This is a genomic window from Gammaproteobacteria bacterium (genome assembly GCA_016765075.1).
Classification (GTDB): domain Bacteria; phylum Pseudomonadota; class Gammaproteobacteria.
In genome coordinates this window covers 1-24,579 of record JAESQP010000093.1, presented here as the reverse complement: position 1 = coordinate 24,579, position 24,579 = coordinate 1, and the positions used below count along the sequence as shown (strand labels likewise).

Here is a 24,579-nt window from a genome sequence, read left to right as displayed (position 1 = left end):
ATGCTTAATCGCATTATCTCTTTTCAGGAAAAGCAGCACTCGGCTTGGGATGAAAGCGCCAGTTTTTCTGAACGTATTAAAGACTTGCCATTGCACGCATTGGTATTCAGTAACCCTGATCGTAATCCTGAAACTCATCGTCACACCATTGCACCGTTTTATCCATTGCGTAGTGAGTTAAGGCGCATCGCTGCTTTTATCAAAAAGCTGGGTGATAATACGCGCACGGTTGAGTTTGAATGTGGCAATGGTTTTGTCGGGAGTCTGCTGGGTCGCGAAGGCATTAAAGTTGAAGGTGCTCGCGGCGACAGCTACAAGCCTAATCAGCTTGAATCGTTCTACGACCCCGAAGTGTTTTCTTTCATTAATAGCGTTAGTGATTTGAACGACGGTGGCGTTGATGTTGCCTTAAGTATATGGATGCCATCAGGCGTAAATTTAACACCAAGTATGTTATTAGCTAAGCCAAAACTTGTTATCTATATGTATTCAGATCATGAGCATGAAGGTCTTGCTCAGACCGGCGTGCCGGAAGCATTTAACGACTTGCCTGCGAATTACAAACTAATCGAAGAATGGTCAATTACACGTCCTGCCGACTTGTTCCATGAAATTTGGCCTGATTTAACGCCATCGATGGAAGAGACACGTCATACTCGTCTCTACGCCTCGACTGATTATTTTGACATAGTTGTTGATGATGAAGAAAATGTTGAAGGTTATGATTGGGAAAAAGAATTGGAGATGGCCTTGTTAGGCCATGAAGCCAAGCAATTTCTGCATGCTAAAGGGGTAGTTAGCTAACAACTGGCCGCCTATACAGGGCGATAAAATAAATAGGGCTCTTAACGTCCAGGTCTAGATAGAACGAACACGTGAATCAACGCGCGCTTAAAGCACTCTTTTATTGGGTCATATGGTTTACCGTAACCATCGTCGGTTACGCACAGCTTTATCAGGGCACCGATGTTGTCGAGTTTATAAAACATGACAACAGCCGTATTACCTGGTTAATCATGGCTGTGTTTGTCTTCGGTGCTATTTTAAGCTTGTTGCTTGTTTTGGCGCTGACCTTTGAATGGGCGCAGGCCTATGATATTGAGCGTCGCGGCAACGAGCGTGGCCTGGAAGGGCTTGATAGTCAACGTTTGCACCGCATGTTGGGACGCTATTTACGTAATCTCAAATACGCCGTCTCGATTAATGCCAGCCCTGATCCAGAGCAGCTACTCAATGTTGAAATGGGTGGCTATCGCCGCACTAACCATTTTATTGAGGTTCTTGGTAATTTGCTTATCACCCTTGGTTTGATCGGTACGATAGTGGGGCTTACCTTGACACTGACCGGGTTGACCGGTTCGCTTAAGGCATTGGGCAATGATCAAGAACTTTTAATTGCCAGCTTGCGTGACTCCATGGCGGGCATGGGCACTGCGTTTTACACAACCTTGTTAGGCGCCGCATTAGGCGGTGTTGTTTTGCGTGTATTTGCCTTAATCAGTGAACATAGCATTGACGCACTGCACGATATGATTATGCGCTTATGCATCGTATATTTTGGCGCAGAGCTTAAGCCGTCGGCCAACAGGGATATTCATGCACTGGAAGCCGAACTTGAACGTCTACGTAAAAATGTTGTAGGACTGGATCAAGCCTTTGCCGATTCAGCTAGCTCCTTGGCTCGTTTCAGAAACGAAGTGCAGTTATTGAGACAGCCAGTCGAAGAAGAAGAGACAGAGACCTCGCTACATCAAGCGGTTAAAATGCAAGACTATTATTGCCACCTGTTAAAAGCAGAAATTGAAATGCTCAACACACTTAATAGTCCCTGGCGCATACGCTGGCGTCATTTGTTCAGGCATTTTCGCAAGTAGCTGGCGTGAGACACTAACTATAATATGAGCATCCGCACACGTCGCCGTTCTGGTGGCACTATGTATGAAAGTTTTTCTGATCTTGCGTTGCTTATGTTGGCGGCGTTTGTTTTTCTTTTCGTGATTATTCTTATCACCTATCGTATTCAAGACACCTATGAAGTGCCGCGCCTGAAAAAAGAATTGGCTGTTGCACAGGCAGAATTGGATCGCACGCAAAAACGGTTAAAGGTATTCCAGCGTGACATCAATGAAATGAATGGATTGGGTGCCGACGCACAAGTTGAGATCGTTTTAGAAGGCGCTGGGCTGGATGAGGGTCAGGGCCGAAAAGATTTTGAGCTGTTTGTTGAAGGGCTGCGTGACATACCCGGAACGACGATTCATATGGTGATCGATGGCACAGGGTCTATGCACGGCGCTGCGACATTTCTTATCCCGGTGCTGCGTGTTATCGCCTTGCGTTCGGGTAAAGACCTTGACGCCGTTACCTGGTTTTCAGATGGTCGTGGTGATACCTATAGTGGATCAATGTCTGCAATGTTAGATGCGCTGATTGATGGTGCACCGTTTACCGGTAGTCAAGAAACGATTGGCGCGGCGTTTAAACGTGCCGAGCAAAATGCAGATATACCGAGCGCGTATATTCTGATTGGCGATGAACCATCAGATGATCGTATTTTTTATAAAAAAATCAAAGCACCCGTTTTTACTTTGCCGCTCGGTCGGATCAATCCCGCAACACGGTGGGAGTATGAAACGTTGGCGCAAGAAACGGGTGGAAAAATGTTGTGGTTACAGTTTAAGTAGTGCTACACGCTTTTTAAGTATATTCGAAATTCATGTGTTTTTTTCTGCCATTTCTTTTTGTCAGTAAGGCGAAAAGAAATAATTAAGAAAGGAATTCAGATTTCTGTTGTTACATATAGCGTCAAAACGACTCGTTCGTCTGCAACTCTCATGTGCATCTCAGAAATTTAATTTATTTATTATTTGCATGTTTGGCATGCATTTATTGCTAGATAAATTGCGTTTGTGATTTTTTAGGAGGATAATTTTAAATGTGGGTATTTAATCTTTATTGAAATAAAGATGAGTGTTGTTCTCTGAGTTCAGGGGCAATAAAGTCTGATAGAAAAGGAGATTATTATGGATAGAGTAAAAGGTGATATTCAAGATCCTCATAATATAGGCTTGATTGATCGCGCTATTCGGTTTTTTGCGGGTGGTGCATTGTTATTCGCTGGCGTTCTTTCTGCAGTAACCGCGGATGCTATGCAGATGTGGCAAGCTGTGTTGTTGCTTGTTTCTATTTATCCTTTAATGACGTGCATGATGGGTTGGGATCCCATTTATCAAATTATCGGCCTTAGAACAGGTGGAGACCACGGACGTAATGTTACCGGTACACTGCCGTATCAAATGGATGCCGCAATGGGCAATAAGCCTCAGCCTGATAAAGATTATGAATATGACCATAGTCTAGCGGGTTCACATCATGACAAGGAGCCCTAGCATAGGAGAAACTACTATACGGGCTGGATTAATTGCTACATGTCTTGCAGGGAAAGGTTCAAGACATGTAGCTGTGATACATAGTTTTTATTAGTTTTTCCAGAGAAGTAGGGTTATAAGAAGCGTTTATTTATCCGTTCTCTTTGGTAATGATGCGCTTGGAAACGGCATTATGCTTGCCGTGCGTCCGGTGGCGGGCGAAATTTTATTAGTGCCGCGTTTCTCTACTTCATCGATACGCAAGACGGAGTGCAAGGGTACATGTGTACGGGTGACGCCTGCATACTCTGCTTCCAGCCGTTCTTCTGTGGGATCAATAACCAGTTCGGATTTTTCACCGAAGATCAGCTGTTCGATTTCAATAAAGCCAAAGACATCGCTTTGGCCAACGTAGTGGGCATGTAATTCATAGACCTCATCTTGATTGATGAAGACAATGCGATAAATTGTTTTTTCTGTCATATTATCGTACCTCACTTAGCAGCGCTGACACCATGTGATCAGCTTGTGAGTAATAGTTATTACCAAACAGGTTGAGATGGTTAAGTATATGGTAAAGATTATATAGAGTTTTGCGTACAGGGTATCCCTCTGTTTTGGGATAATGGTGCCAATAGGCATCATAAAACCGTGGTGTAAAGCCGCTGAATAACTCTGTCATGGCAATATCGGTTTCACGGTCACCGTAATAAACAGCGGGATCAAAAATAACCGGCGTGCCATCTTCACAAATTCCATAGTTGCCTGACCATAAATCACCATGCAATAGTGATGCCTGTGGCTTGTGATGCAGCAATTGATCTAGGTAATCGAGTAGCTCATAGGTTTTATCGATAAGTTGACAATGATGACCGTTGGCGTTGGCTAAATCGATTTGATAACGTAATCGATATTCACTATAAAACTCGGGCCAACTATTACAGGGCGTGTTGATCTGTGGTGTGGAGCCGATGGTGTTATCGATATCCCAACCGAATGATGTGTGGCTGTGGCGATGCATGGCAGCGAGTTGCTCACCGAGCTTATCGATACTATGTTTGTTGTCATGACTACGTATGGCCCCAAGCTCAAGGTAATCCATAACAAGATAGCTTGTGCCTTCGAGTTCGCCATGACAGATGGGTTTTGGCGCGAGTACACTATTGCTCTGGGCAATGGTCATAAGGCCTTGGCTTTCCGCAGCAAACATGCCGATAAAGTGGGCACTATTAATTTTTATAAAATAGTTTTGTCCCTTACCACTAATTTTATAACTGTTGTTAATAGAGCCGCCGCCAATAGCCTGGCAGGCTTGCAGGGTAAAGGCTCGGTTTTGATTGTTGCTGATTTGCTGGCTCAGCGTGTCACGCAATGCGGGGCGAATCATTATGCTGGAACCCTCAGTTGGACAGGGTAGAGTGTGTGTTTATGGTGGCGTAGGACAAGACGACAACTATACTGATACAGACGGACGACAACTATACTGATACAGACGGCGGGTATAGCATATTATTTTATCAGAGTTTGAATGCCACACGCTGCCTTAATGTTGAGAGCGTGTGGGGTTTTGAGACGACAAGGAAAACTAAGCGCTTACGGCGCCTTGAAAGTCTGTTGAAGCGAGTTTGTTATCGATAGCTTCAAGTAAGGTATCAAATGACGTAGCAAAGACAGCAACACCTTGCACTTCCAGTTCTTCGGTGACGGTATCAAGGTCAATGCCAACTTCAGGCAGCATATTGATTTGAAAGCGTGCCAGGTCTATGCCGTGTTCCAATGTCAGATACGGATGACCATGTGAGCGCATTGCATCGAAAGTTGCCGGTGGCATGGTGTTGACGGTGTCTGGGCCAATTAATGTTTCAACGTACAACACGTCGCTGTAGTCAGGGTTTTTGGTGCCAGTACTGGCCCATAGTAAGCGTTGAGTTTGGCCGCCTGCTTCACGTAGTTGTTGAAAGCGTTCACTGGCAAATACTTCTTTGTAATTTTGATAAGCCACTTTGGCATTGGCGATAGCAATTTTACCTTTGAGTGAATGAGCCTTTTTACGCATGTCATCATCGCTCATTTTGGCAGCGTCGAGCAGACTATCGATAGCCGTATCGACCCGGCTAATAAAAAAACTGGCGACGGAAGCCACCTTATTAATGGGTTTGCCTGCTTTGAGCCTGGTTTCCAATCCACTTAAATAGGCATCCATCACTTCTTCATGGCGCTGTGTTGAGAAGAGCAAGGTCACATTAACGTTAATGCCGTCGGCAATCAGTGTTTGAATAGCCCCCAAGCCCTCGCGTGTGGCCGGTACTTTAATCATCAGGTTAGGGCGATCGACACGCTGCCATAGTTCGCGGCCTTCGGCGATGGTGCCATCGGTATCCTGTGCCAGGTCAGGCCCTACTTCGAGGCTGATCATGCCGTCTTTACCATTACTGGCATCGTAAACAGGTCGCAGCACATCGGCAGTGGCTTGAATATCTTCAACCGCTAACGAAAAAAACAGTTCGCGTGAGGTGGCGTTAGGGTTTTCAGCGCGTAGTGCGACAAGCGCTCCGTCATAGTCACTGCTGCCGTTAATGGCTTTTTCGAAAATAGACGGATTGGACGTGACGCCTTTTAAGCCATCATCTTCTACTAACCGTTGTAACATGCCTGATGACAGCATAGAACGCTGGATATTGTCGTACCAGACGCTCTGGCCCAAACTGCTTAGTGTGAGTAGCGGATTCATGTAAGTTTTTCCTTTTTCTTTTCTTAAGATTTTAGAGTTGGTCTGACCCGTATCAGTTCCTTACTATAACGGTCACTCTACGCTATAACTTTAAAACAAGTGTCCTATTTGGATTGTAAGTCTGTATTACAGTATTGCTTGAATTTTGTGGCCTTAATCACGGAAACAGTGAATCAATTGGCGGATACTTTTATCCAAGGTCAGGGGTGGCACTGTTAAGTGAGGATGTAGAGGCGGGGAGCGCCTGGAGGTTGTAAATCATGTCCTATTGTCGTAATAGTTGGATGGGTATGTTGGCGAATATGATTCCCCTAGTAGTTATGACATTACTGGTAACGTCATTAGTCCTCACAGGTGGTAAGGCGAATGCTGAATATCCCAATAGCGCGGCGCAATTCTCTGCCGACTCTACGCTCAATAGCGCAGATACGATTGTCTTTGTCTCAGCAGCACAACTTATTGATAGCGTTAGCAAAGACGCGATTGCTGTCGATAAACGCTATCTACGCGAGGTTGCTGAAATCGATAGTATCATCCGCTACAAATTGACCCAAAAATTGGGTCTTGGTGTACGATTTGACGGTACCTCGCAAGATGATATCTTGGAGCCGACCCTCTTTATGGGTTTTAGATCCCGCTGGTAATCCATGCTGCCAGGCCATTTTCTGCCGCACGCTAGCGTATAAAACCCTATTTTTTCCACTAGTGATGATTGCTCTCATCCTCCTCTTCATCGCCGAATACCCTGTCTTCAAGTAAATGTGGCATTGCTGCGGCATAGCGGACAACAGCTTCAGCGGCTAAAAACTGTGGTAGCGCTTTGTTGATATCACCATTTTCCACTAGTAATTTACCTTTGGCTTCAAGCTCTTTGGCAATAAAAATCATCGTTTGAGTGTTGGCTTCATCGATTGCCAGACCCTTATAAAGTCCCTCACCTTGGTGCTCGGCAAGTTCGGCTTCGGCCCAAATAATAAGGCCAGGCACGGTTTCGACAACAGCCTTTGCTGGGTTTTTCTCGGCATAGCTAAAAGCCAGCGCAGAGTCATCAGCTTGCAAGCCAGCGATAGCAGCAAAGCCAAACAGAACGGCGCCAAATGGGATGGCGAAAGGGTAAAAAAATCGGCGAGACATGATCAAAACCCCCCAGTATTCTTGACTAAATAGAGTGCAAGTTGGCGCGCAGTTTACAATAAAAAACCCATGGCGAGCTTATCGATATGCTGGCTATGGGGCTAACCAAGGAGAGAAGGGCTTTCATTTGGTTAAAATCAGTTTACCGTTGCGGGTAAGGCGCAACTGGTAGAATTCGTTGTTGTGTGCGATAGCAAGGCATTGTTGTATGCCGAGTAATTCACGACTACTGACGTGTTGCTCGGCATCTGGACACTGAATGGTTACATCACGTTTTTTCATTGCTGGGGCGCTATTCATAGTGGTTTTATCCTATTGTAAAAAATCCCGGGCTGGCTACTAACAGAGGAGTGAAAACTTGCTTGCTAGGGAAAAGATTTTGCTTGCAGAATTAATCAGAGATTGCCAAGGGTTATTTGGTTAGAATCAGCTTTCCAGCACGTGTTAGCCTTAATAAATAGCGCTCACGGTTATGACGGATATGGAGCCGGGTATCGTCGCCAAGCAGATCACGACTGGCAACAAAAGTCGCTTGATCATTGGCATAAACAGTAATATTGCGAAAGCGGTTTGTTGACTGCATGGTGAATAGCCTCGGCTTATTAATAAGAACGTTTATCAAATAGTAATGATTCTCATTACTAAGTCAAGTTTATTTTCATGCACTGCTAAGAAAATCGTCGGACTTCAGGTGATCGTAGCGAGAAAATGGACTTAAAATGACTCAATGCAATAGATTCATCCTAAGTCCGACAGGCGCCTGGCATAGTCAAGTTTTGCCAGATCGGCTATGGTGTTGGCCGTGAATCGTTTTATTCGTACCGTGTTTGATCTTTGTCTGCTGCGTGCGGGGCCGCAGCAGCTGCCTTTCAGTTCGAGCTTGCTCACGTTTTGTCTGATCACGTATTTTGCGCTCGATGTAGCGCTGGCGAAGCTATCGATACCCTTTATCGATCCCATGATATTTGCAGGGTTCGATGTCGTACTACTGCTTGGCTTCGTTTGGTTTTTACTTTCGTTTAAAGGCTATTATTCACGCTTTACTCAAACGGCGACCGCCTTTGCTGGCAGTAGCGTCTTGTTGGGCATCGTCGCCTGGGCATTATTAAGTTGGCAAGCGAGTTTTGCTGGCACTGAAAACCAGGTGCCCTTACCCTCCTTATTATTATTGTTCCACCTTATATGGAGCCTGGCCGTCATTAGCAACATCGTCCGACATGCAATTTCCATTACTATTGCGTGGGCTTGGGGTGTGACCCTGGCCTACTTCTTTATTTATATACTTATCATGCGTTTAATTGCGATCGCATTTTCTTAAGCCCTTATTTAGAGTGACTTAATGCACATACACATACTTGGAATTTGCGGCACGTTTATGGGCGGCTTGGCGTTACTTGCGCGCGGTATGCGTCATCGCGTGACCGGTAGCGATAGTAATGTCTACCCACCCATGAGCACACAGTTGGCGAGCCAGGGTATCGAGCTGTACGAGGGTTACGATGAAGTGCAGTTCAAAACACGGCCGGATGTGGTGGTGATAGGTAATGCGTTGTCGCGTGGCAACCCGGCAGTTGAATATGTGCTCAATAATACGATCCCGTATGTGTCTGGTCCTGAATTTCTGGCCAGAGAAATATTATCGAAGCGTTGGGTGTTGGCTGTTGCCGGTACGCATGGCAAAACGACAACAGCGAGCATGGTGGCGCATATTTTAAATTATGCTGGCATGTCCCCGGGTTTTTTGATTGGCGGTATTGCCCATGATTTAGAGGTGTCAGCAAGCTTGGGTAAGGAGCCTTTTTTCGTTATTGAAGCAGATGAGTATGACACCGCATTTTTTGATAAACGATCCAAATTTGTTCATTATCAACCACGAACTCTAGTGTTAAATAATCTAGAATATGACCACGCCGATATATTCCCTGATCTTGATGCCATCAAACGCCAGTTTAATCATTTAATGCGTATTGTGCCGGCCAATGGTTTGGTGGTGAATAATGCTGACGATGAAAATTTGAAAGATGTTTTAGCACAAGGTTGCTGGACATCGTGTGAGTCATTTTCAAGCGGGCAACATAAAAGCCATGGTTGGCATATCAGAGATGGCGCTGATGATTACAGCCGCTTTGATGTCTATTTTTCTAATGAAAAGCAAGGCACACTACAGTGGCAGTTAACGGGTGCGCATAACGTTGCCAATGCACTGGCAGCGATTGGCGCTGCGCGTCACTCTGGCGTACCGACTCAACACGCAATTGAGGCGCTAAACTGTTTTTCAGGTGTTGCACGTCGATTGCAAAAGATTGCTTATGTTAATGATATTACCGTCTATGATGATTTTGCCCACCATCCAACGGCAATAAAGACCACGCTTGATGGTTTACGTCGTAAGGTTGGTCAGCAACGTATTATCGCCGTCTTTGAGCCACGCTCGAATACCATGCGTATGGGCGTGCATGAACATACCCTGGCAGCATCATTTGTCGATGCCGATGAGGTGATGCTTTATGCACCTGATGAGATGAGCTGGAATATTGGCGCAGTGAGCGATGCCATTGGCAAACATTCAGCTTGTTGGGTTAAAAACAACATCGAAGAGCTTGGCCGCTGTTTGTTAAAAAATGCCAAGGCTGGTGATCATATTGTCATTATGAGCAATGGTGATTTTAGTGGTTTACGTGAGCGTATTGTTGACGACCTGGCGCAGCAGCAATCAAGTGCCATCGAGAACTAACTCCCTACCATTATGAGTATTTTTCCAGTGATAAGATTGCCCAGCAGCCAGGAAGAGCTCGTGTAGTTGATCTTGTAGTTGCTCAATAGCATGGTCTTGAACAGGCAATCGAAATAGAGAAAAAACATTAATAATGCGATAGCCGATAAATTTTCCGCTGCCAGTATCGGACTTTAAACACCAGTGTATAAAATAATTATGGATACTACTGCTGGGATGTGACCAATGCGTGCCGGGCTCAAGTTCTGCACACGCGTTGTAGGCAACTGGCAGGAGATGATTGTCGATTTTTGGGTCGAACCATTGAACCATCGATTTCACACTAAAGCGGCTGGCGGGTGACCAACCGTATTCTTGTAACGCAGCCGCAGGCCTGACAGTTTGCCACTGGCTTGTAATCGTTGCGGCAGAATGTAGCGCTGTTGGCAACTTGATGTATGCGATGAGTAGTAGAGCGACCAAGCCAACGACAGTTACGACAGGCTTTCTTGTCAAACAAAATCGCAACATCGCAAACACTAGCCAGGCTAGAGCAATAACAAGCAGTAGTGTTATGATAAGGTTTGTTGTCACCGTGGCAACTTCGTCCTTGGCATAGCCGACGAGAAAGGCAGCCGGTAATAAATAGGCCGGCGCCCAAGCCATCGCCGAGAGTAAATTGATACTGATGTACTTAGGTACTGACATACGCATCATGCCAGCAACAGCAGGAATAATTGGCCGCACAGGGCCAACAAAGCGACCGAATAAAATACTTTTACCGCCGTGACGTTTAAAGAACGTTATTCCTCTTGACATTAGCTTGGGGAAACGATTAAAGGGCCACAACTGCGCTAAACGTTCACGAAAGTGATAGCCGAGCCAAAAGCTAATACCATCGCCGAGTATGGCGCCGATAGCGGCAGCGATTAATGTTGGCCATAGCGCCAGCTCACCACTACCAATGAGCGCGCCGACGCCAAATAATAAAAAAGCGCCGGGTACAATCAGGCCAACAATAACGAGCGATTCAGTAAAGGCTATCAGTGCGACAATAAAATAGGCCCAGTGAGGGTGCGCTGCGATCCAGCCGAGCACAGGGTCAAGCAGGGTGCTGTCCACAGCTAGTATCTCTGATTATTTAGGATTATAAAGACCAGCCCCAAAACTCGAGGAAGTCGGTGAACGGCCACATATTGGAGACTTTCCGCTTCCAGGGTTTCAGGCTAGTATAAAAGATAGTACCGGTTTTTTCGGGGTCACCATAGTCTTTATCGACGCCAATGCGTGGGTCAAGGGCCCACCAACTCATGAGTAATGCCTCGAAGGGTTTGTGCGAGCCTTTGACATAACCTTTACGCGGGCCTTGCTGTGAAAATAGCGATGTTGTTTCATCGCCAATAGGCAAAGAGCGTAATTCATCGATGGCAGCAAGACGCATTGGGGTAATCTCTATATCAGGTGATAGGTCTGATGGGGCGACAGAGACGCCGTGAACCCGGTGGCTTTCAGTTCGTAGGTCAATGATAAAACGAGAGTTTTTGTCATTTATTTTGATTAGCCCAGGCAGTTTTTCACCAAATACAATCTGGCCATTATTTGCCCAGTCCTTTGGTGGGGCCGAATCTATCAACTGATCGGTTGGTATAAACGCCAGGTAGCAACCGCAGCTATGAACAGTGCTCACCAAAACCGGTTGTTCGTCTTCATTGAGCGTGATAATGACAAAAAGCCCAACGTTACGACCGTAGGTGAGGCTAAATGGCCAGACACGAAACGGTACACGACTGAAATGAAAGCGGTAGATTAGATTGGTATAATGACCGTGTTGCCCTGTAAAGCGTGTTTGCTCACCATATAATGTCGCTCGACCAGTGTCAATTTCAATGAGTTCTTTGTTATTTTTGTCTTTGCGCGCTGTGACCGTGCCGACTTTATTGAATTGTCGGTCACTGTTTTCGATACGAAGTATTGGCGCATATTTGGCGAGCAGCCCTGACTCAATATTGTTTACAGAGTAAACTCTATTAAAATCAATATCTTGAGTATTTTTTGGGACAGTAGAACAGGCACTAAGGGTGATGACAAGACACAATGTTAGTACTTTAACGAAACCGAAAAATAGGCTTTTTACCCCGAGAGCCTGCCTCCGGTGCCAAGCACGGGGCAGGCTCCGCGAAAGCGTGGGGGTACGTTGTAATGCGCCCTTAAGGGGTACACGTAGCGCCTTAAGGGCGCGTTGAGAATTGGAGAAGTACATGGTTTTTTTGTCGTTTTCGATTTTCAGGACTTATATTTTGATAAGACAGTTCGCAGCATGATTGCTGCTTTAGTATAATAACTTGTTTTTGTACCACGCTCTTGGGGTGCATCGCGCTTAGCTAGAATAATCATTAATTCGCTGTGTATAAGTACCTGAGATTTTTTACCCCGAGAGCTCGCTCCAGCGAAAGCGTGGGGGCACGTAGTTGTGACGGCTTGAAGTATCACAGCCGCGCTTATTTATTTTTACTTGTATTGGAGAGATACGATGTCTGTAAAACACCCTGTGATCGCCGTAACCGGCTCGTCTGGTGCGGGTACCACTACTGTTAAACTTGCCTTTGAACATATTTTTCGTCGCGAGGGAATTACCCCTGCCATCGTCGAAGGTGACAGTTTTCACCGTTTCGACCGGGTAGCGATGAAGGCAGAAATCGCCAAGGCACAGGATGCAGGTGGCAATATTAGCCATTTTGGCTCGGAGGCTAACTTATTCGATAAGCTTGAAGCACTGTTTAAGACCTACGGTGAAACGGGCGCTGGCGAGCGCCGTTACTATTTACATAACGAAGAAGAAGCGGAACCTTTTGGTCAAGAGCCTGGTACGTTTACGCCGTGGCAAGCCTTAGAGAAAGGTTCGGATCTGCTTTTCTACGAAGGTTTGCACGGTGGTGTTGTCAACGAAGATGATAACGTTGCTCAGTGGGTTGATTTGCTGGTGGGTGTTGTGCCGATTGTTAACCTTGAGTGGATTCAAAAAATTCATCGTGACTGCGCTCAACGCGGTTACTCTGTTGATGCGGTCACCGATACCATTTTGCGCCGCATGAATGATTATGTGCATACAGTGACACCGCAGTTTTCACGTACGGATATTAATTTCCAGCGGGTACCGGTTGTTGATACCTCTAATCCCTTTATCGCGCGTGATATTCCAACGCCAGATGAGAGTTTTATTGTTATACGTTTTCGTGAGCCTCAAGCGCAAGATTTCCCTTATTTCATGAATATGATCGAAGACTCCTTTATGTCACGCCCGAACACGCTAGTTGTGCCAGGTGGCAAAATGGGCATGGCGATGGAAATTATTCTTACGCCCATGCTGCATACTATGATCGAGAAAATGCGTACGGTGTGATGCCGTATTGTTATTGGGCGCCCAATTTATACTGGGTGCCCAATAATGCTTTAAAGTGTTTCGTGTTAGACCCCGTTACCAATTTAATACCATTCTTATCAAGTCTTAATCAAGTGAGCTACCAAAAACTTCTTGATAGCGCGCGTAAAACTCGTCTTTGCTGAAACAATGATTTTGTGTGCCAGCATGGCCGATTTTGATTGCGCCCATGAGTGAGGCAATGCGCCCCGTTGTTTGCCAATCCATGTTATTCATCAAGCCATAGAGTAAGCCAGCACGATAGGCGTCGCCACAGCCAGTGGGGTCTTTTATGGTATCGATTTCGACAACAGGTATCTCTGTGATCGTGCCATCATGAAAGATGCGTGAGCCTTCGCTGCCACGCGTAACGATAATGGCTCTAACGTGTTCTTGCATGGCATGAAGCGACAGCCCTGTTTTATCTTGCAGCATTTCGCCTTCATAATCATTAACCGCTATCCAGGTGGCTTGGTCAATAAATTGATTCAATTCTTTTTTGCCGAACATAGGTAGCCCCTGACCAGGGTCAAAGATAAACGGAATGTTGGCATCGGCGAACTGCTGTGCATGTTCTATCATGCCATCACGCCCGTCGGGAGAGACCATACCAATAGTGATGCTAGCAGCATCACTAACTTTATTTTGCTGCGAGTAGTTCATTGCGCCAGGGTGAAAGGCGGTGATCTGGTTATCATCCTGGTCAGTTGTAATATAGGCCTGTGCAGTATAAGAGTTTGCGATATGGCGAATATGCTCCATTGTAATGCCATGATCTTCAAGCCATTTTTTATAGTTGCCAAAATCATCGCCAACCGTTGCCATGATCTTACCGCTGCCACCCAGCAAACCAAGATTATAGGCAACATTACCCGCGCAGCCGCCGAATTCACGACGTAATTCGGGGACTAAAAAAGCCACATTTAAAATATGAATCTTGTCAGGAAGAATGTGATTTTTAAACGAATCAGGAAACACCATAATAGTGTCGTAAGCCATAGAACCACAGATTAATGCTGACACGTTGTTTATCTCCAATTGTCTTTACCGCACGATGAGCTGCGTATAATACGTTCCCTCGTCATCATTGGCAAAATATGCGTTATCAGTACATCTTAACGCCACCTGACTTAAATAGATGATAATTACAGACAAAACAATTATAGCGGCATATTTATACCCGCTTTAAATAGCCACGCGACAGCTTGAGTGTTTTTCTAGCTTGGCGCTAAGCTAAATGCGACAGTGGTCGATAACAATTAATGATTAAGGAGTTGCCCCGCTAAAAGGTGAATGACATCAATATTGGCTATTAGTCAATGGCAGTGAGAGCCAGTTATATAGCATAAGGAGTATGCGTTTCATGAGGGTTTTTGTTAAATTTTCAGACGCTCGCGATTTGTGTCCAACACGTCACCTAATACGATATAGGGATGGCAAATGAGTGCTTGCCAATCTTTGAGCGATCAAAGCTTGATCAATATTCTATTGGTAGAAGAGAGTCATGCCGATTATATTCTGATCGCGCAGATACTTGACAGTATCTACGGTAAAGACAAGTACCTGCTTACCTGGACTATTGAGCTTGCCCAAGCTCGTGGCGAGATCGTTAAGCGCTGTCATGATATCTATTTGTTCGGGGACAGTCTCGGCACAACCAGTGGCATTGAGTTTTTACAAGAGATAACAGAAGAGGGTTTTGTTGATATTCCCGTCATTCTTTTAGACGGCGCCAAGAGACATGATCTTGATGTGGTAGCAATGGCCGCGGGGGCGACAGATTATTTGGTGAAGGATGATCTTTCTGCTGGGATTCTAGAGCGCTCAATACGTTACTCTATTAGACAAAAAAAAGCCGAAACGCGCGTACAATTTCTTGCCTATCATGACCCGCTAACGGGGCTTGCTAACCGTACACTTTTACATGAGCATGTTACGCGCGCTGTACCAACGGTTAAGCGGTATAGAGAGTATAGCGCAATAATGTTTATTGACCTTGATGACTTCAAAACTATTAATGATACGAAAGGCCATTCTTACGGGGACAGGCTGTTGGTTATTGTTGCAGAGCGTATTCGAGCTGTAACACGGCGCGAAGATATTGTTGCACGCCTTGGTGGCGATGAATTTAGCATATTGCTGCCGATGCTTGGTACTGTTAAAAAATTAGCAGCAGAAAAGGCATATTATGCTGCTGAAAAAATAAAAGAAGTGATCAATCGGGTTTATATTCTTGATGGTGAAAAACAACGGGTAGGCGTGAGCATTGGTATAGTGGTGATTGATCAGAACGCTACTGATGCAGATCAAATTATTAAGCATGCTGACATTGCTATGTATCGCGCAAAAAAAGAAGGCAGAAATGCCATTCGTTTTTTTTCTGCCGATATGGCAGAGGCAGTGCAAGCGGATTTGTTGGTTGCTGATGAGCTTCATACTGCAATTGATAACGATGAATTAGAGCTTTATTTCCAACCGATTCTTGACAGTCGTGATGAATCCATCATGGCGCTTGAGGCACTAATACGTTGGCATCATCCTGAGCGCGGCTTAGTCTCTCCTGGTCTCTTTATACCGATAGCCGAAAAAAGCCATTTGATTTTTAATATTGGTAACTGGGTGATAAAAACTGCTTGCTCTTATCTCAATCGTTGGCCAAAAATAGACTATATTTCAATTAATATTAGTGCGCCACATTTTGAAAAACCGGCTTTTGCTGTTGAAATTGCCGAGGCGCTAGATCGTTATAAGGTAGCGCCTCACCGTCTGGTGATAGAGCTTACCGAGAGCCACTTGCTCGAAAATATTGATCGAGCAATTAGTACGATGACACAGCTACGTGACTTAGGTTTACGTCTTGCTTTAGATGATTTCGGCACGGGTTTTTCATCGCTATCAATTTTGAAAAATATGCCTTTTAATTTTATTAAAATAGACCGTTCTTTCGTCAGTGATATTGGCAGCTCTGATCGGGCTGATGCTTTGGTAGTGGCAATAATCGCGATGTCTAAGGCGTTAGATTTACGAGTAATCGGTGAAGGTATAGAAGAGCAACGGCAAGAGCAGTTTTTGTTTGCACAGGGTTGTGATGCGGTTCAAGGTTTTTATTATAGTAAGCCTTTGCCCGCAGATGAACTCGAAAATAAATACGTGCTATTAAATAGTCCCTGATTTATTTATCAATGCGACGCTTGTGATTTAAGATGTCAGTATTTTAGCAGCATCCTAAGACTCTTTTTTAGGGTATAAGGCTTGAGCTAAATTAGTAGTTTCTTAAGCGCTCTGTTTCCAAACCAAATCGAGCTGGCGCGCAGCGCGCACATCGTCAAGGCGACGTACGGGCAGCGTATGGGGAGCCGCTTTAACCATTTCTGCATCACGATGACATTCTTGCAGTATTGCTGCCATGGCCTCGACAAAGGCATCAAGTTCATACTGAGTTTCCGTTTCGGTGGGCTCAATCAAAAAACATTCTGGCACTAACAGTGGGAAATACGTTGTCGGTGCATGAAAGCCATAGTCGAGTAGTCGCTTGGCAATGTCCATTGCGGTAACGCCTAATTCTTTTGCTTGCTTTTTTAAGGTGAGAATAAATTCATGGGTGGCACGTCGCTCAGGATAAGCCATGTCAAAGCCTTTCTCTTTTAAGCGCACCATCATGTAATTAGCATTTAGGGTGGCGTATTCAGCAACACGTACCATACCGTCAGCACCTAATAAACGTGCATAAATATAAGCACGTATTAATACGCCGATATTGCCCATGTGCGCGGACAAGCGACCAATAGTGTTTGGACAATCTTGTTCTGTGGTAATGCCATAAGACTTGCCGTCATAGGCAATCATTGGTACAGGTAAATAAGGAATCAATCTTTCACTAACGCCAACCGGTCCGGCACCCGGGCCGCCGCCACCATGTGGTGTTGAGAAGGTTTTATGCAAATTCATATGAATGACATCAAACCCCATATCGCCCGGCCTGACCTTGCCAAGAATAGCATTAAGGTTGGCGCCATCGTAATAAAGTAGCCCGCCTGCTGTATGAATAATTTTTGCTATCTCTGCGATTTTACGTTCAAACACTCCCAAGGTGGATGGATTAGTTAGCATAATGCCCGCAGTTTGTGGGCCGACTGCATCACGTAGCGCATCAAGATCAACATCACCGTTTACGTCTGTTGGTATTTCGCGGGCTTTATAGCCACACATCACGGCTGTCGCAGGATTGGTGCCGTGCGCTGCATCAGGCACCAGGATTTCGCTACGAACATCATCATTACGTGCATCATGGTAAGCGCGAATCATGGCGATACCAGCAAGCTCCCCTTGCGCGCCAGCCATAGGCGATAGTGATACTTCTTTCATGCCAGTGATGTCTTTAAGTATTTCTTGCAGCTCATATAAGCAAGCCAGAGTGCCTTGATTATGCTTTGCTGGAGTGAGTGGGTGCTTGCGTAATAAGCCTGGCAGCATGGCGAGCTTGTTACAGGCGCGTGGATTATATTTCATGGTGCAAGAACCCAAGGGGTAAAACTGCGTATCAATCGAAAAATTCTTTTGCGATAGCTGGGTGTAATGACGTACCGTTTGCATTTCAGATACGGCAGGAAGTTTAGGCGCTGTGTCACGTAAACAAGACTTTGGCAAATCACTGATGTCTGCCATTTCATCAGGAGACTGACTTGGGTTGCGTCGTTGATCGACGCTATGCTCAAAAATTAACATGGGGTTCTTCTCTATTAGGCTTCATTAATTATTGCTGGCGACAGGCGAACGATCTACTGCCGAGCACATGACTGTTTGCATGGCATTGCTATATGCTGCAATATCCGCTTCGGTTTTTGTTTCTGTTGCACAGACAACGATAGCATTGCCTAATTCCGGGTAGTCATTACTTAGGTCATAACCACCGAGAATGCCATGTTGGGTTAATTCATCGAGTGCTTCGGCAGCAGGTCGTGTCAATTTAAGCACGGCCTCATGAAAGTAAGGGCTATTAAAGGCGGGTTCTACGCCAGTGATTTTCTGCAACTGTGCAGTAAGCGACACTGTGTTTTTATGGCTGGCGGCGGCGACGCGCGCGAGTCCATCGGCACCGAGTAAAGACATATGGATGGTGGCAGCAGTGACCATTAAGCCTTGGTTAGTGCAAATATTTGATGTCGCTTTAGAGCGACGAATATGTTGTTCGCGTGCTTGTAAAGTTAGGCTAAAGCCTTGTTTTCCTTCGACATCAACGGTGCGGCCGATAATACGGCCAGGCATTTGCCGAACAAATTTTTTCTTGCAGCACATAAAGCCAAAGTAAGGGCCACCAGAAGACAGTGGAATACCCAAAGGTTGGCCTTCGCCGCAAACAATATCGGCGCCACGTTCGCCCCATTGCCCGGGTGCTTTGAGTAACTGCATGGCGATGGGATTAACCACAGCAATAACTAAAATGTCATGTTCATGCGCCCAGTTGGTGAGCGCATCAACCTCTTCGATCACACCAAAGAAATTAGGCTGTGGAATGATTAACGCACTAATGTTATTGCCATTAGCAATGCTGTCTTCGGTCAGTATGTGCCCTGATTCTTTATCATAATCGAGTTCGATTAATTCAATGTTTTGACTTGAAACAATCGAGCGAACGGTACGACGATAATTTGGGTTCACTGTTCGCGGCATTAAAATTCGCTTGCTTGTTTTTTTACGCTGACTGCGTACCGCCATTAGCACCGCTTCTGCCAAGGCGGAGCCACCATCGTATAAGGAAGCATTCGACACATCCATCGCCATGATTTCAGCCATCATGGTTTGGTATTCATAAAGCAGTTGCAGCGTGCCTTGACTCGCTTCTGCCTGGTACGGTGTGTAAGCGCTATAAAATTCACCACGTGTGGTGATTTCCCATACCGCTGCGGGAATATGGTGTTCATAACTACCCGCACCAATAAAACACTGTAGCTGTGCATCTTGTTCGGCGCGCTCGGACATTAAGCGACTGATCTGCATCTCGGAGAGTGCAGCAGGCAATTTATCTAGTTTATCAATGCGTAATTCGGCGGGTATTTCATCGAACAACTGTTCAATGCTATCAACACCAATCGTGTCGAGCATTGATTGGGTTTCTGCGTCGGTATGGGGGATAAATGGCATGGTAGTGCGGTGTCCTGACTATAATTAGTGGTTATCGGCTTCGGCTAATTCGTTATACGCATCGGCATTAAGCAGGTCATCAATTTCTGCTTTGGCAGAGGGTTTAAGTTCAAATAACCAACCATTTTCATAAGGGCTTTGATTGACGATTTCAGGGGTATCGGTAACGGCCTCATTAACGGCGCTGATTTCACCGCTAAGAGGGCTGTAGATATCGGAGGCGGCTTTAACCGATTCAACCACAGCACATTCTTCACCGACGCTGACTTCATTACCCACTTCGGGTAACTCAACAAAGACCATGTCACCGAGCAAGTCTTGCGCATGGTCGGTGATACCGACGCGAACTGTACCGTCGTCAAGGTGCTCTACCCATTCGTGGCTTTTTGTGTATTTCATTTGTGTTGGAATGTCGCTCATGATGTTAGCTCCTGGCAGTGATTATTAGAGGTACCCATTAGACGAGACATGATTTGCCCTTGCGAACAAAGGGTGGCTTGACGATACTTACGGTGACAAATTTACCGCGCATATCCACTTCGCAACTGTCTTTAATATTGTGTTTAATTCGTGCCAGGGCAATGGAATGCCCTAACGTAGGTGAGAAACTACCGCTGGTGATTTCACCTACTAACTCGCCCTTGGCGAACACTTTTTGGTGATTACGCAGTACACCACGTCCTTTTAATACCAGCCCAACAAATTGGTCGTGATTACCTTGCGCAGCTTGTGTTGCTAATACGTCACGGCCAATGAACTTGCGCCCTGCTGGTTCGAATGCGACGACCCAGGCCAGGCCAGACACTAACGGCGTGACGCTTTCATCCATATCGCTACCGTATAAATTCATACCGGCTTCCAAACGCAAGGTGTCACGCGCGCCAAGACCACAGGCTTTGACGCCATTATCAAGCAAGGCTTGCCATAAGGCGGCTGCTTGCTCATTCGGCAATATGATTTCATAACCGTCTTCACCGGTATAGCCAGTGCGCGCAATAAACATGTCTTGGTGATTCACCGCAACGAAGGGCTTAAGTTTTTTACACTGCGTTGTTATTTCGCTATCCAGTGCAGCATGTGCTTTAGTACGCGCATTAGGCCCTTGCACTGCGATCATGGCAAGATCATCACGTTCGTTAATATTAACGGTATAGTCAGCGGCTTGTTTTTTTATCCAGGCAAGATCTTTTTCCCGTGTTGAGGCATTGACGACGATACGAAACCAGGTGTCGGTCATGTAATAAACGATGAGGTCATCGATAATGCCACCGTCGTCTTTTAGCATGCAGGTATACAGTGCTTTGCCTGGGCTTTTGAGCTTGCCGATATTATTAGTCAGCAAGCGTTTAAGAAAGTCACGTACGCCGTCGCCCTGTAAATCGACAACCGTCATATGACAGACATCGAACATGCCGGCATCGTTACGAACTTGATGATGTTCGTCGATCTGAGAGCCGTAATGGATGGGCATATGCCAGCCACCAAAATCGACTATTTTGGCGTCAAGCTTTATGTGTTCTGGGTGTAGTACAGTTTGCTTCATTTGGACTCACAGTATTAACAACAAAAAGGCGACAGCCATTATTATGGCGTCGTCCCTCTGTCCTGTGTGCCTGAGAGATTAACCCGCATTTCTCGTCGCCTGGTGAGAAATGTGGGTTGGCCCCTTCGGCGAGTCATTTAAAATGACTACTCTCCAGAGTCAACATCTTGTGTGGTTCATGATACCTGAGCGTTTACGGACGTGTTTGCGCCTTCGGTGCTCTGTAGAACTATACAGAGGCTCTCCCACAAAAGAGACGTGTTGATGGCGCTGATTTTACCTAGTCAACAAGTAAAAACCAAGTTTTATACGCAGTTAAAAGCCACGCGAAGCGATTTCGTCTTTGTTGCCATTGCGGTTGACGCTGGTGCGGGTCATGAGCCAGATAGCGGGGAGTGTGGCAATAACAATAATCAGCGCTGCTGGTGCGGCTAATTCGAGCATTTCCTCACTGGCTTCTATCCAGATACGCACTGGCAGCGTATCAAAGCCAACCGGCCTTAATAACAAGGTGGCGGGTAATTCTTTAATGGCGTCGATAAATACCAGCACCCAGGCGCTGGCCATACCACCACGAATCATTGGCAGAATGACACGTTTCAGGTTTTCCAACGGGCCAGCACCGAGCACGCGCCCGGCCTGTTCTATAGAAGGTGTTAGTTGTTGCATGGCGGCTTCTTGCGACTGTATTGCCAGCGGTAAAAAACGAATGACCAGTGCCAGCACCAATAGCGTTAGCCCCCCGTAGAGTGCTGGTAGGGCGAAAATAGCAAAACTGATAATGCCTAGTGCGACGACGGGCCCGGGCAAGACAAAGCCAACGCTGGAAAAATATAAGCAGGTACTGCTTAACCACGACTTGGCACGTGTATGAAATAAACCAACAGGTAGTGCGATAATCATGGCGACGGTTGCCGCTAACACGGCAACAGTTAGTGAGTTAAATGTATAACCCCAAAAGCGGCCATCAATAGCACCGCTGATGATAGCTTGCCAACTCCATTGCAGCATCCACAGTAACGGCACTATAAAGGCAAACAAGCAAATTAATCCAAGCCAAAACCAAATAATAAATAACTCACCTTTACTGGCTTTACGTGGTATGTGGTGGCGCGATTGTGCCTGACTAAAATAGCGCGCACGACGCCGAAAGAAACGCTCGACAATAATAAAGGTGAAACTTAAGGCGACGAGTATCAGGCTTAGTGCGGCAGCGGCTTCATAATCCAGTCGCCCACTTAACTGTAAATAAATACTTAAGGTAAAGGTCTGAAAGCGCAGCATGCTGACGGCGCCAAAATCAGACAAGGTGTGCAAGACAACAATTGCCATCGCTGCGGCAATAGCTGGGCGTATCAAAGGCAAGCTGACATGCCAGAATACGGCAAGAGGGCTGGCACCTTGAATGCGTGCTGCTTCTTCAAGGCTGCTATTGGCATCCATTAGCGCAATGCGAACCAGCAAAAAGACATAAGAAAACCCGGCCAGGATTAATACCAGTGCCGTGCCCCATATATTGAAAATATCTAAAGATTGATCAAAAAAGACTAACCAGATTTGCCCTAACCAACCATCGTCAGCCGTTATCACTGTGTAGATGTGGGCAAACACATAAGTAGGAATAGCTAAAGGCAATATCAGCAGCCAACTGATAACGCGGCGACCCTTAAAATCACGACGTGCAACCAACCAGGCGGCACTAACACCTAATATTAAACAACCAATGGCAACCAATACACTGAGTGACAGCGTGTTGGCGAATAGCTCAGGGATTCGGCTTTGCCAAAGCCCTCTCCACTTAACAAGTGTCAGCCCACTGCTTTTGTAGACGACAAAAATAAGCGGAATGGCCGCCAGCAATGCGATAAGACTGGCAGTGCCAGCGAGAGGGCGGGCTACTGAATGCATGGTTTAACTAAAAAATAGAAGCTTATCAATATGGTTTATTGCAGTGCTAAGGCATACCAATTGAATCGATCAGATCGAAAGTGCGGTTACGCTCGTCACCTAATCTATGCATGGCCACATTAGAAACCTTAAAGCTGCCAGCAGCCGGGATTTCAATTGCTGCAGCAATACCAGGACGAACTGGATATTCACGATTGACTTCGGCAAAGATTTTTTGGCCTTGTTCTGATACTAAAAAAGCAACAAATTGTTTTGCCACATCGATGTTTTTACTGTGTCGGCTAATGGCAATGCCTGCAACATTTTCGGCAACACCTATGCCGTTTTCACCTTGGTCTGGTAAGACCATTCTAATCGGTGCATCGGGTGTTTCAGCTAAATGACGATAGATATAATAGTGGTTAACCAGGCCAACATCGGCCTTGCCTTGTGCTACCGCCTTAACGACCTTGCCATGTTTATTGAATACTTTGCCAGCGACATTGGCTTTCATTCCATTTAACCAATCACGAGTTTCATCGATGCCCGCAGCAAGCATATAAACAGTGGTACCAGCGATATAGCTGCCGTTGGCGCTATGGGTAATGGCCAGGCGTCCTTTCAGCGCAGGATCTGCCAGGTCAAAAATAGAATCAATAAACTGTGTGTTTTCTGCTTCAGTATTGACCACCAACACACGCATACGGCTGGACAGGCCAACCCAAGCATTATTCGGTGCGCGATATTGCGCTGGAATATCAGCGGTTAACGCTTCAGGCAGTGGCAGAAACAAGTCTTTGTCTGCGCCAACTTGCAGATTGCCGGCATCATTGCTGAGAAACAGGTCAGCTTCAGTGCGTTTACCTTCGAGAATGAGCTTGCTGAGCAGGGCAGTCGATTTAGCGTTATGCAGGATAACCTCGATGCCGGTTTTTTCGGTAAACGCTTTAACAACAGGCAAAACGAATTGGTCACTACGGCCAGAGTAGACCACCAACGGTTCTGTAGCCATGATTAGTTGACCTGAAAATGGCAAAACTATTGCCAATATCAGCATAAATAAACGTTTTGTCCTAACATCAGCCTGGTGCAGTGTTTCATACTAAACACAGAGATAGACGCAACGAGAAAGGACAGATGCGAGGCGCGTTGTCGCCGGGATAGTGGTGCTATCTCAAGACAACGCAATGCGGCAGATGCCTTTCTCGTTGCGCCCGAAGGGAAGCCAGTAAACAGACAATTACTGCGTTGCAGCCCTTGCCAAGGGAGCCACCCTTGGCGGCGAACTGCGTCTGGTACTTGTCTGTTTACTGGCTTTCTATCTCTGTGTTTAGTATGAGACACTGCACTAGCTCCTACATATATAAAAGGTAAAAGATATAAGCTAATGATAATCATTATCATTAATAGTCTCAAGTGCTATTTGCCTTGACGCCAAGAAAAAATATTCACGAGTTGATTGAAGAGATTCATAAGGAGACAACATAAACCAGCTCATTATGAAGTAATCACCGTCTCAAGCTTACGAAGAAGTGCTTCACACGTACCTTTACCAGACTTATCGAGATTAAGCTCTCGCCACCTGACGGCAGGCAATTTGTCTACCCCGTCAATGCCAAGTAATTTCCACTCTGGCTTTCGGCT

At 45.8% G+C, this 24,579-nt stretch carries 24 protein-coding genes and 1 riboswitch; of the genes, 9 read left to right on the top strand and 15 right to left on the bottom strand.

Annotation, left to right across the window (positions count from 1 at the left end; all coding sequences use genetic code 11):
- The 4 genes from JKY90_05700 to JKY90_05685 all read left to right on the top strand — a co-directional run.
- A partial coding sequence (locus JKY90_05700; protein ID MBL4851759.1) for a hypothetical protein occupies window positions 1-804 on the top strand: 804 nt, incomplete at its 5' end.
- A gap of 71 nt (window positions 805-875) precedes the next feature.
- Window positions 876-1,874, top strand: coding sequence for a MotA/TolQ/ExbB proton channel family protein (locus JKY90_05695; GenBank protein MBL4851758.1), 999 nt, complete (start codon window positions 876-878; stop codon window positions 1,872-1,874).
- A gap of 60 nt (window positions 1,875-1,934) precedes the next feature.
- On the top strand, window positions 1,935-2,684 hold the full coding sequence (locus tag JKY90_05690) for a hypothetical protein (protein MBL4851757.1): 750 nt from the start codon (window positions 1,935-1,937) through the stop codon (window positions 2,682-2,684).
- 339 nt (window positions 2,685-3,023) lie between these two features.
- Entirely contained in the window at window positions 3,024-3,389 is a 366-nt protein-coding gene (locus JKY90_05685) for a DUF2892 domain-containing protein (protein ID MBL4851756.1), read from the top strand.
- A 126-nt stretch (window positions 3,390-3,515) separates the two neighbouring features.
- Here JKY90_05685 and JKY90_05680 read toward each other — a convergent pair whose 3' ends face one another.
- The 3 genes from JKY90_05680 to tal form a co-directional block, all read right to left on the bottom strand.
- On the bottom strand, window positions 3,516-3,851 hold the full coding sequence (locus JKY90_05680; GenBank protein MBL4851755.1) for a DUF1820 family protein: 336 nt from the start codon (window positions 3,849-3,851) through the stop codon (window positions 3,516-3,518).
- 1 nt (window position 3,852) lies between these two features.
- Window positions 3,853-4,755, bottom strand: a complete 903-nt coding sequence (locus JKY90_05675) for a fructosamine kinase family protein (protein ID MBL4851754.1) — start codon at window positions 4,753-4,755, stop codon at window positions 3,853-3,855.
- A 198-nt stretch (window positions 4,756-4,953) separates the two neighbouring features.
- On the bottom strand, window positions 4,954-6,099 hold the full coding sequence (gene tal / locus JKY90_05670) for a transaldolase (GenBank protein MBL4851753.1): 1,146 nt from the start codon (window positions 6,097-6,099) through the stop codon (window positions 4,954-4,956).
- 260 nt (window positions 6,100-6,359) lie between these two features.
- Between tal and JKY90_05665 the strand changes: the two genes are divergently transcribed.
- Window positions 6,360-6,743 carry a hypothetical protein gene (locus tag JKY90_05665; protein ID MBL4851752.1) on the top strand — a complete coding sequence of 128 codons (384 nt, stop codon included), beginning with the start codon at window positions 6,360-6,362 and terminating at the stop codon, window positions 6,741-6,743.
- 58 nt (window positions 6,744-6,801) lie between these two features.
- On the opposite strand, the gene JKY90_05660 is transcribed toward JKY90_05665, so the two are convergent.
- From JKY90_05660 to JKY90_05650, 3 genes are all read right to left on the bottom strand, one after another.
- Complete coding sequence (locus JKY90_05660) at window positions 6,802-7,233, bottom strand: hypothetical protein (GenBank protein ID MBL4851751.1); 432 nt, start codon at window positions 7,231-7,233, stop codon at window positions 6,802-6,804.
- Between the two features lie 123 nt (window positions 7,234-7,356).
- A complete protein-coding gene (locus tag JKY90_05655) occupies window positions 7,357-7,533 on the bottom strand; it encodes a hemin uptake protein HemP (GenBank protein ID MBL4851750.1) in 177 nt (58 codons plus the stop codon).
- Window positions 7,534-7,645: 112 nt separating this feature from the next.
- Window positions 7,646-7,816, bottom strand: a complete 171-nt coding sequence (locus JKY90_05650) for a hemin uptake protein HemP (protein MBL4851749.1) — start codon at window positions 7,814-7,816, stop codon at window positions 7,646-7,648.
- 219 nt (window positions 7,817-8,035) lie between these two features.
- On the opposite strand from JKY90_05650, the gene JKY90_05645 reads away from it, so the two are divergent.
- Together JKY90_05645 and mpl are read left to right on the top strand one after the other, a co-directional pair.
- On the top strand, window positions 8,036-8,551 hold the full coding sequence (locus JKY90_05645) for a hypothetical protein (protein MBL4851748.1): 516 nt from the start codon (window positions 8,036-8,038) through the stop codon (window positions 8,549-8,551).
- Between the two features lie 21 nt (window positions 8,552-8,572).
- Entirely contained in the window at window positions 8,573-9,967 is a 1,395-nt protein-coding gene (gene mpl / locus JKY90_05640) for a UDP-N-acetylmuramate:L-alanyl-gamma-D-glutamyl-meso-diaminopimelate ligase (protein ID MBL4851747.1), read from the top strand.
- Here mpl and JKY90_05635 read toward each other — a convergent pair.
- Both JKY90_05635 and JKY90_05630 read right to left on the bottom strand, forming a co-directional pair.
- Window positions 9,947-11,068 carry a DedA family protein gene (locus tag JKY90_05635; GenBank protein ID MBL4851746.1) on the bottom strand — a complete coding sequence of 374 codons (1,122 nt, stop codon included), beginning with the start codon at window positions 11,066-11,068 and terminating at the stop codon, window positions 9,947-9,949. The two genes, mpl and JKY90_05635, sit on opposite strands and share 21 nt — an antisense overlap.
- 25 nt (window positions 11,069-11,093) lie before the next feature.
- Window positions 11,094-12,041, bottom strand: coding sequence for a hypothetical protein (locus tag JKY90_05630; protein MBL4851745.1), 948 nt, complete (start codon window positions 12,039-12,041; stop codon window positions 11,094-11,096).
- A 435-nt stretch (window positions 12,042-12,476) separates the two neighbouring features.
- Between JKY90_05630 and JKY90_05625 the strand changes: the two genes are divergently transcribed.
- Entirely contained in the window at window positions 12,477-13,346 is an 870-nt protein-coding gene (locus tag JKY90_05625; GenBank protein ID MBL4851744.1) for a phosphoribulokinase, read from the top strand.
- Between the two features lie 105 nt (window positions 13,347-13,451).
- Here the strand turns inward: JKY90_05625 and JKY90_05620 are convergent, their stop codons facing one another.
- Window positions 13,452-14,387 carry a carbohydrate kinase family protein gene (locus tag JKY90_05620; protein ID MBL4851743.1) on the bottom strand — a complete coding sequence of 312 codons (936 nt, stop codon included), beginning with the start codon at window positions 14,385-14,387 and terminating at the stop codon, window positions 13,452-13,454.
- A 417-nt stretch (window positions 14,388-14,804) separates the two neighbouring features.
- Here JKY90_05620 and JKY90_05615 point away from each other — a divergent pair, with 417 nt between their 5' ends.
- Window positions 14,805-16,535, top strand: a complete 1,731-nt coding sequence (locus JKY90_05615) for an EAL domain-containing protein (GenBank protein MBL4851742.1) — start codon at window positions 14,805-14,807, stop codon at window positions 16,533-16,535.
- 102 nt (window positions 16,536-16,637) lie between these two features.
- Here JKY90_05615 and gcvPB read toward each other — a convergent pair whose 3' ends face one another.
- From gcvPB to JKY90_05585, 6 genes are all read right to left on the bottom strand, one after another.
- Window positions 16,638-18,089 carry an aminomethyl-transferring glycine dehydrogenase subunit GcvPB gene (gene gcvPB, locus JKY90_05610; protein MBL4851741.1) on the bottom strand — a complete coding sequence of 484 codons (1,452 nt, stop codon included), beginning with the start codon at window positions 18,087-18,089 and terminating at the stop codon, window positions 16,638-16,640.
- 24 nt (window positions 18,090-18,113) lie between these two features.
- The gene (gcvPA, locus tag JKY90_05605; protein MBL4851740.1) at window positions 18,114-19,505 is read right to left on the bottom strand and encodes an aminomethyl-transferring glycine dehydrogenase subunit GcvPA; all 1,392 of its coding nucleotides are present in this window, start codon (window positions 19,503-19,505) and stop codon (window positions 18,114-18,116) included.
- A gap of 24 nt (window positions 19,506-19,529) precedes the next feature.
- Window positions 19,530-19,925, bottom strand: a complete 396-nt coding sequence (gene gcvH, locus JKY90_05600) for a glycine cleavage system protein GcvH (protein ID MBL4851739.1) — start codon at window positions 19,923-19,925, stop codon at window positions 19,530-19,532.
- 37 nt (window positions 19,926-19,962) lie between these two features.
- Window positions 19,963-21,048, bottom strand: a complete 1,086-nt coding sequence (gene gcvT / locus JKY90_05595; GenBank protein ID MBL4851738.1) for a glycine cleavage system aminomethyltransferase GcvT — start codon at window positions 21,046-21,048, stop codon at window positions 19,963-19,965.
- 47 nt (window positions 21,049-21,095) lie between these two features.
- Window positions 21,096-21,214, bottom strand: a riboswitch (glycine riboswitch).
- 149 nt (window positions 21,215-21,363) lie between these two features.
- Window positions 21,364-22,956 (bottom strand): iron ABC transporter permease, encoded by a 1,593-nt coding sequence (locus JKY90_05590; GenBank protein MBL4851737.1) that lies wholly within the window; start codon window positions 22,954-22,956, stop codon window positions 21,364-21,366.
- Between the two features lie 46 nt (window positions 22,957-23,002).
- The gene (locus tag JKY90_05585; GenBank protein ID MBL4851736.1) at window positions 23,003-23,947 is read right to left on the bottom strand and encodes an extracellular solute-binding protein; all 945 of its coding nucleotides are present in this window, start codon (window positions 23,945-23,947) and stop codon (window positions 23,003-23,005) included.
- Window positions 23,948-24,579: the final 632 nt, after the last annotated feature.

What these genes read in the sequence shown, in the direction of transcription:
- JKY90_05690 (MBL4851757.1), top strand. Translation starts at nt 1,935, where the DNA reads ATGTATGAAAGTTTTTCTGATCTTGCGTTGCTTATGTTGGCGGCGTTT.
- JKY90_05685 (MBL4851756.1), top strand. Translation starts at nt 3,024, where the DNA reads ATGGATAGAGTAAAAGGTGATATTCAAGATCCTCATAATATAGGCTTG.
- JKY90_05680 (MBL4851755.1), bottom strand. Translation starts at nt 3,851, where the DNA reads ATGACAGAAAAAACAATTTATCGCATTGTCTTCATCAATCAAGATGAG.
- JKY90_05675 (MBL4851754.1), bottom strand. Translation starts at nt 4,755, where the DNA reads ATGATTCGCCCCGCATTGCGTGACACGCTGAGCCAGCAAATCAGCAAC.
- tal (MBL4851753.1), bottom strand. Translation starts at nt 6,099, where the DNA reads ATGAATCCGCTACTCACACTAAGCAGTTTGGGCCAGAGCGTCTGGTAC.
- JKY90_05665 (MBL4851752.1), top strand. Translation starts at nt 6,360, where the DNA reads ATGTCCTATTGTCGTAATAGTTGGATGGGTATGTTGGCGAATATGATT.
- JKY90_05660 (MBL4851751.1), bottom strand. Translation starts at nt 7,233, where the DNA reads ATGTCTCGCCGATTTTTTTACCCTTTCGCCATCCCATTTGGCGCCGTT.
- JKY90_05655 (MBL4851750.1), bottom strand. Translation starts at nt 7,533, where the DNA reads ATGAATAGCGCCCCAGCAATGAAAAAACGTGATGTAACCATTCAGTGT.
- JKY90_05650 (MBL4851749.1), bottom strand. Translation starts at nt 7,816, where the DNA reads ATGCAGTCAACAAACCGCTTTCGCAATATTACTGTTTATGCCAATGAT.
- mpl (MBL4851747.1), top strand. Translation starts at nt 8,573, where the DNA reads ATGCACATACACATACTTGGAATTTGCGGCACGTTTATGGGCGGCTTG.
- JKY90_05625 (MBL4851744.1), top strand. Translation starts at nt 12,477, where the DNA reads ATGTCTGTAAAACACCCTGTGATCGCCGTAACCGGCTCGTCTGGTGCG.
- JKY90_05615 (MBL4851742.1), top strand. Translation starts at nt 14,805, where the DNA reads ATGAGTGCTTGCCAATCTTTGAGCGATCAAAGCTTGATCAATATTCTA.
- gcvPB (MBL4851741.1), bottom strand. Translation starts at nt 18,089, where the DNA reads ATGTTAATTTTTGAGCATAGCGTCGATCAACGACGCAACCCAAGTCAG.
- gcvPA (MBL4851740.1), bottom strand. Translation starts at nt 19,505, where the DNA reads ATGCCATTTATCCCCCATACCGACGCAGAAACCCAATCAATGCTCGAC.
- gcvH (MBL4851739.1), bottom strand. Translation starts at nt 19,925, where the DNA reads ATGAGCGACATTCCAACACAAATGAAATACACAAAAAGCCACGAATGG.
- gcvT (MBL4851738.1), bottom strand. Translation starts at nt 21,048, where the DNA reads ATGAAGCAAACTGTACTACACCCAGAACACATAAAGCTTGACGCCAAA.
- JKY90_05590 (MBL4851737.1), bottom strand. Translation starts at nt 22,956, where the DNA reads ATGCATTCAGTAGCCCGCCCTCTCGCTGGCACTGCCAGTCTTATCGCA.
- JKY90_05585 (MBL4851736.1), bottom strand. Translation starts at nt 23,947, where the DNA reads ATGGCTACAGAACCGTTGGTGGTCTACTCTGGCCGTAGTGACCAATTC.